General features: G+C 40.5%; 6 protein-coding genes and 1 riboswitch. All 6 genes read right to left on the reverse strand.

The genetic code is table 11. From position 1 onward, the window contains the following. On the reverse strand, positions 1 to 1,055 hold a 1,055-nt coding region (locus tag AC1DRF_RS14895), incomplete at its 3' end, for a sugar ABC transporter substrate-binding protein (RefSeq protein ID WP_477741033.1). 123 nt (positions 1,056 to 1,178) lie between these two features. Next, positions 1,179 to 1,694: a 1,2-dihydroxy-3-keto-5-methylthiopentene dioxygenase gene (locus AC1DRF_RS14900; RefSeq protein WP_477741034.1), complete on the reverse strand. Its 516-nt coding sequence runs from the start codon at positions 1,692 to 1,694 to the stop codon at positions 1,179 to 1,181. A 15-nt stretch (positions 1,695 to 1,709) separates the two neighbouring features. Beyond that, on the reverse strand, positions 1,710 to 2,348 hold the full coding sequence (locus AC1DRF_RS14905) for a methylthioribulose 1-phosphate dehydratase (protein ID WP_013082222.1): 639 nt from the start codon (positions 2,346 to 2,348) through the stop codon (positions 1,710 to 1,712). After that, entirely contained in the window at positions 2,345 to 3,010 is a 666-nt protein-coding gene (locus AC1DRF_RS14910; protein ID WP_028407890.1) for a 2-hydroxy-3-keto-5-methylthiopentenyl-1-phosphate phosphatase, read from the reverse strand. Before AC1DRF_RS14910 ends, AC1DRF_RS14905 begins: the two co-directional genes overlap by 4 nt. After that, complete coding sequence (gene mtnW / locus AC1DRF_RS14915; RefSeq protein WP_274155822.1) at positions 3,007 to 4,251, reverse strand: 2,3-diketo-5-methylthiopentyl-1-phosphate enolase; 1,245 nt, start codon at positions 4,249 to 4,251, stop codon at positions 3,007 to 3,009. The genes AC1DRF_RS14910 and mtnW overlap by 4 nt, the downstream gene beginning before the upstream one ends. Positions 4,252 to 4,331: 80 nt before the next feature. Then, a riboswitch (SAM riboswitch) is annotated at positions 4,332 to 4,438 on the reverse strand. 130 nt (positions 4,439 to 4,568) lie between these two features. After that, positions 4,569 to 5,741 (reverse strand): aminotransferase class I/II-fold pyridoxal phosphate-dependent enzyme, encoded by a 1,173-nt coding sequence (locus AC1DRF_RS14920; protein WP_477741035.1) that lies wholly within the window; start codon positions 5,739 to 5,741, stop codon positions 4,569 to 4,571. Between the last annotated feature and the right edge of the window lie 73 nt (positions 5,742 to 5,814).

The raw sequence follows: 5,814 nt of genomic DNA on the forward strand, positions 1-5,814 counted from the left end.
TCTACATACTGACTAAGCTGATCCATATTAATCGTTTGATTAGGCAAGTCTGTTTGTTTGACTAAAACCGGATCAAAGGAATAATAACGAGGGATCTCTTGACCGGAAATCTTTTTAAGAAGCAGATCAACTTGCTTTTCTCCTACTGAAGCTGGATTTACGGCAGCTGACGCTTTCCACGGGCTGTTTTTTGCCTGCATCATTTGTAGATCTTCATCAGATAAGTCTACTCCGTACACTTTAATCTCGTCTCGTCCTGCTTCTTTAATCGCTCTTGTTACTCCTTTTGCAAATTCGTCCCAAGGTGCCCAAACGGCCGCGATGTCTCCTTTATTTGGATACTGCTTCAACACAGCTGCCATTTTATTTTGTGTGTCTAATGAGGTGTTGTCCGTTGCGCTTCCAAACGTAGCAATTTGTTTTACATCTGGATAGCGATTCATCATAATTTTATAAATGCTGTCGCGCTTTTCCATCGGCGCAAACCCTCCAACAAATGCATATATAATGTTTCCTTTTCCATTAATGTCCTGCATCATTTGTTTCAGACCCTGCAGCGCAAGCATATAATCGTCTTGGTCAATTGTTGTAACGCCTTCTACTTTTAATTCTACGTCTGTTGCAATAACGGGAATTCCTTTTGCAATCGCGCGCTTCACGCCAGGTTCAAGGGTTTCAGCCCGGCCGTGGTCAATCATAATACCGTCAACATTTTGGTTAATAGCCGTGTCTAAATAAGCAGCCATTTTGGATTGATCATTGTTTGAATCAGAAACAGATAGCTGTACCCCYGCTTTTTTAGCCGCTTTTGTCACACCTGTTATGTACTGAGCAGCGTGAGTGCCTGACGTAAATTCAGAAATAAGCGCAATTTTTGTATCTTTCGTAACCTTTTTTCCTTCTTGCTGTACAGGCTTAGCAGAAGCCGCTTGCTGCGCTGGAGCTGCCTGTGCTTTCTCGTTTAGACTTGGCTGTTCTTTCGTGCAGGCAGCCAGTGCAAAGACTAGAAGCACGAGCAAAGTAAGTGGCCACAGCATTTTTTTACTCTTTTTCATGGTGTTCCTCCCATTAAACTTATTATTCACATAAAAATAGTTAGTTTTATAATAATCCAAAGAATACCCCGCTTTTAAGATGTAAAAGCGGGGTGATGATGACCTATGCTTTACAAGTAATTGTTATGCGTAAATAGGTACCCATCCTTCAGTTGTCACGAAAATTCGGACAGCGACTACTTTACGATCTTCCATTAGTGTAAAGTAATGAAGAATGTTTTCTGGTACTGAAATTAAATCGCCCGGCTCTAATTCAACATCAAAAAATTCGCCGTCTTTTCCTTGAATAACAAAGATTCCATGACCGCTTACAATAAAGCGAACTTCGTCATCTGTATGAATATGCTTGCGCTGAAAGTTTGTTAACAATTCATCAATATTTGGGGTAGATTCCGATAACGAGATAACATCTTGAGCTTTATAGCCGCGGCGTTCCGAAATATCTTTAATATCCTCACCAAAAGCGTTTAAAATTTCTGTTTTTTCTTCATCAGTTAAATCATATTTTTCACGAAGATTTTCTGGAAGTTTTGTAATATCCCAGTTTTCATAAATAACTTCATTGTTTGCCAGAAAAGCTGATACTTCCTCTTGAGTTTCAATTCTTTTATTGTTTACATGTAAGCGAATGTGCGCCATTGTTGTTTCCTCCTTTTATAAATGCACCTTTGGCTTAATGCCTTTAAGTGACAGTAATTTGACGTGGTAGCTAAATAGAAATTCATAGGCTTCTAGCGCTTTTTTTGTTTCAAATGCATTTTTTCCCCATACCGTAATCCCGTGATTACGAATCAAAATCGCGCCTTGATCGCCTTTTATATGGTGAGAGAACTCTTCTGCTAGTGTCGGAATATCTGCGTAATTCGGAATAATCGGAACAGTAATTTCCGCATCTTCTTCCCAAATACCTAGTGCCTTAATAATTTCTTGACCTTTGAATGAAATAACGCCTTCATCTCCGTACAGTTCAGAGATCACGTTGTTGTCGATTGTATGTACATGAAGACTGCACCCAGCATTCGTTAAATCGTAAATCTTAACGTGTAAAAGCGTTTCAGCAGAAGGCTTTAAATGCGTGTCTTCTGCAGGCTTTCCATATTGATCAACTAATAAAAAATCTTCATTTGTGCGTTTTCTTTTATCTTTTCCACTTGCTGATACAAAGAAAGTTGTCGGGTTTTGATCCACTTTAATCGCTAAGTTTCCGCTCGTACCGAAGAACCAATCGCGCTCTGCCAGCTCATCTTTTATATCCGCAAGCTCGTGTAATCGTTGCTGAGCCATAATACTCATGCTTTCACCTCTTCTGTTAATTCTTGTAAATGGTGAATGACATCATAAAAAGTAGAAAAAGGACGATACGGTAGAGATAGCTCTTCACATTTTTCAATTAAAAAGTCACGTGCAATGACCGTATCAGCTAATTTGGCAGCCTGCAAATCCGTAATGGAATCGCCAATAACAACCGTATGATCTCTTTCATCTGCAAGATGGCGAATAATCGTTGGCTTACAGCAGCCGCAGTCATTTGTACACTGTTTATCACATGTATGAGGCCACGTAATGGAAATATGCTCACCGGAAAAATCAGATCCGTTGCAGTAGAGCATTTCCTCTGCAACTCGATTTCCCAAAAGTGGTTTTACAAAAAAGTCAATTCCTCCGCTTACAATATAAAGCGGAATATGGTGCTCTTTTGTATAGGCAATAAAATCATCAAATCCATCTCGAATAGCAGACGTCTCTAAAATATAAGAAATAATATCTTCTTTTAATTCCACGGGGAGCAAGGCAAACATTTGCCCAACTCCTTCTTGAATGGAGACGCGCTGTGCCAACACGTCGTCTTTAATACTTTCCCACTCCGGAGGAGCAAATTGTTTCATAATAGCAATAATGTTATCGCTATTTGTAATTGTTCCATCAAAGTCACAAAAGATTTTTAAGGATGTCATGCTTTCACCTCTACTGTTCCCCATAGTTGCAAAGCTTTTTGCAACTCTTTTGATTCTTCAGCTTTTTCGGCTAGTGTTTGATGAGAGAGTACTGCATCTATCGCCGCACGGAAGGCTTTTCCTCCTCCGATAGCTCCGTCTGGATGACCGTGAACTCCGCCTCCTGCATTAATAATACTGTCGATTCCAAAGTCCTTCACAAGCTGCGGTACCATTCCAGGATGAATTCCTGCTGAAGGAACCGGGAAAGACTGCTTATATTTGTATACAGGACGCGTTAATTCGTAGGCAATGCCTGTCGTATCTTCAAGAGAAAGCGCTACGCTTCCGTATGGTGATGGAAACAGTGAGAAATCTGCTCCGGCTAAACGCAATAGCTTTCCAAGCAGCAATGAATTTGAAAAACCGTAAAACTCTGACGGCGTAAGCGCTCCGCTAACAGCTGGGTGTGCCATAATCGGCAAGTTAATTTCATCATCTTCTCGAAGTGCCTGCAGTACGTCTAACCCGTAAGCAAATACGTTGAATAAAAGAGCATCGGCTCCTAGCTCAGCTGCTTTTCTCGCTTTTTCTTTTAACTCAAACGTTCGTCCCGTTAAATTAACAGCATACAGCGTACGGTGTCCCATTTTTTCGTATACTTCATTCAGTACTTTTTTCCCTTCTGTAACGCGAGCTTCAAAAGGTGTTCGTTCACTATCAAACAAAATCTCGTCGTCTTTAACCAAATCCACTCCGCCAAGCGCTTGCTCACGCAGCTGAGTTGTTAAGTACGTCATATCTCTTCCAATCACGCCTTTAAAAATACTCATCACAAGCGGACGGTCATAAACGCCTAGTTTCTCTCGAATACCTTCTATTCCAAAGCGCGGTCCTGGGAATTCAGCTAATAATTCATCAGGAAAATTCAAGTCTAATAATTTCACTTTTCCATCAAGTGATAGTTTTCCGAAAACCGTAACTAAAATAGCCGGTAAATCTCTTGAAAAGTTGGCAGTTGGATAAGCAATTTTGACAATAGCCTGCTTAATTTCTCCGCCTAAATATCCGTTTACACGTTCGCAATCTTGAAGCTCAGTTACGGACACGACGCGCCCTTTATGCTTTTGAAGCTGCTGTTGATCTAAAAGCGGCAGATCTGTCCATGAGCCGACGGTTAGTCCTAAAGCGATTCCTTCCGCTTTTTTATGAAAATTCCCTTTATTATCATGTAGTAAGTAGCTTGCAACGATTTCGCTCATTATGCTAAAAACTCCCTTGCTGTTTAATATCGTTAATAAAAAAAACCTCTTCTGTGATTAAGAAGAGGCTTTCGTTGCTCTTCTTATCTCTCAGCTGCTGCTGCAAGAATTAGCACCGTGCTTAACATGCGTTAAGTCGGTTGCCGGGCTTCATCGGGCTAGTCCCTCCACCTACTCTTAATAAGAAAGTTGCTATTTATTTAATTTAAATTCGTAGATTATATACTAAATACAAAATACCGCTAGGATTTATCGGTTATTAATCTCGTTAACTTCTTACATATTAAGCCAACTCAAAAAGGATTGTCAATGCGTTTTTAAAATAAATTTAATTTTTTTATTCGAGATACTGCTTCTCTCATGCGCTCTTCATCCGTCAGCATTCCTACGCGCACATAGCCTTCACCATATGTTCCAAAGCCTACACCAGGCGCCACTACAACGTGGGCTTTTTCAAGAAGTAAATCTGAAAACTGTTCGGAAGTATATCCTTCAGGAACTTTTAGCCATGCAAAAAAGGAGCCTGCTGGAGATGTAACATCCCAACCAATTTCTCGAAGCCCTTGAATAAAGGTATTGCGTCTAGATTCATAGCGCTTAACTAAATCATTCACACATTGTTGAGATTCCACCAGAGCTGCGGCGGCTGCCTCTTGAACCGCCCCAAATAGACTGACATACATATGATCTTGAAGAAGATTAATAGCTTCTACAACACTTTCATTTCCTACAGCAAATCCAACTCGCCATCCCGCCATGTTATACGTTTTAGAAAGAGTATAAATTTCAATTCCCGTCTCTTTTGCACCAGGAGTCTGTAAAAAGCTGATTGGCTTTTTACCATCAAATCCAATTGCTCCGTAAGCAAAGTCGTGTACCACACAAATATCGTGCTTGGCAGCAAACGCCACGGTGTCTTCAAAAAATTCTGCCGTTGCCACTGCACCAGTAGGATTATTCGGATAGTTTAAAAACATGAGCTTTGCCTGTTCTTTAGCACGTTCACTTATCTCTTCGTATACGGGTAGAAAATGATTTTCAGCCGTGAGCGGCATCACTTCCATCTTGGCTTTTGCAAGCTSTACTCCAGACCAGTAATCAGGATACCCAGGATCCGGAACCAGCACCGTATCTCCAGGGTTTAATAAGCACTGCGGGATTTCTACAAGTCCACCTTTCCCGCCAAACAAAATAGCTACTTCTTTTTCAGGATCCACATCAACGCCATATTCTCGTTTATAAAAAGTCGCAACGGCCTCTTTTAAAAACTGGTGCCCCCGAAACGGAGAATATTTATGATGCATAGGATTAGCACTTGCTTTTTGCAGTGTTTCTACAATATGTGAAGGAGTAGGCTGATCAGGATTTCCCTGCCCTAAGTTAATAACGTCGTGACCTTGGGCCATTACTTTTCCTACCTTGCCTACAAGTGATGCAAAAAATTGTTTTGGTAAACTTTTTAATAGTTCCGATTGCTCAAATTGTTTCATCATCGCACACCTTCTCAAAAAATTCTTGAAATTCTAGTCACAAATAATATATTGTAATACTCAACTTGTAAAG

The sequence above is a fragment of the Priestia sp. P5_B4 genome, assembly GCF_056400385.1.

What these genes read in the sequence shown, in the direction of transcription:
- AC1DRF_RS14900 (WP_477741034.1), bottom strand. Translation starts at nt 1,694, where the DNA reads ATGGCGCACATTCGCTTACATGTAAACAATAAAAGAATTGAAACTCAA.
- AC1DRF_RS14905 (WP_013082222.1), bottom strand. Translation starts at nt 2,348, where the DNA reads ATGAGTATTATGGCTCAGCAACGATTACACGAGCTTGCGGATATAAAA.
- AC1DRF_RS14910 (WP_028407890.1), bottom strand. Translation starts at nt 3,010, where the DNA reads ATGACATCCTTAAAAATCTTTTGTGACTTTGATGGAACAATTACAAAT.
- mtnW (WP_274155822.1), bottom strand. Translation starts at nt 4,251, where the DNA reads ATGAGCGAAATCGTTGCAAGCTACTTACTACATGATAATAAAGGGAAT.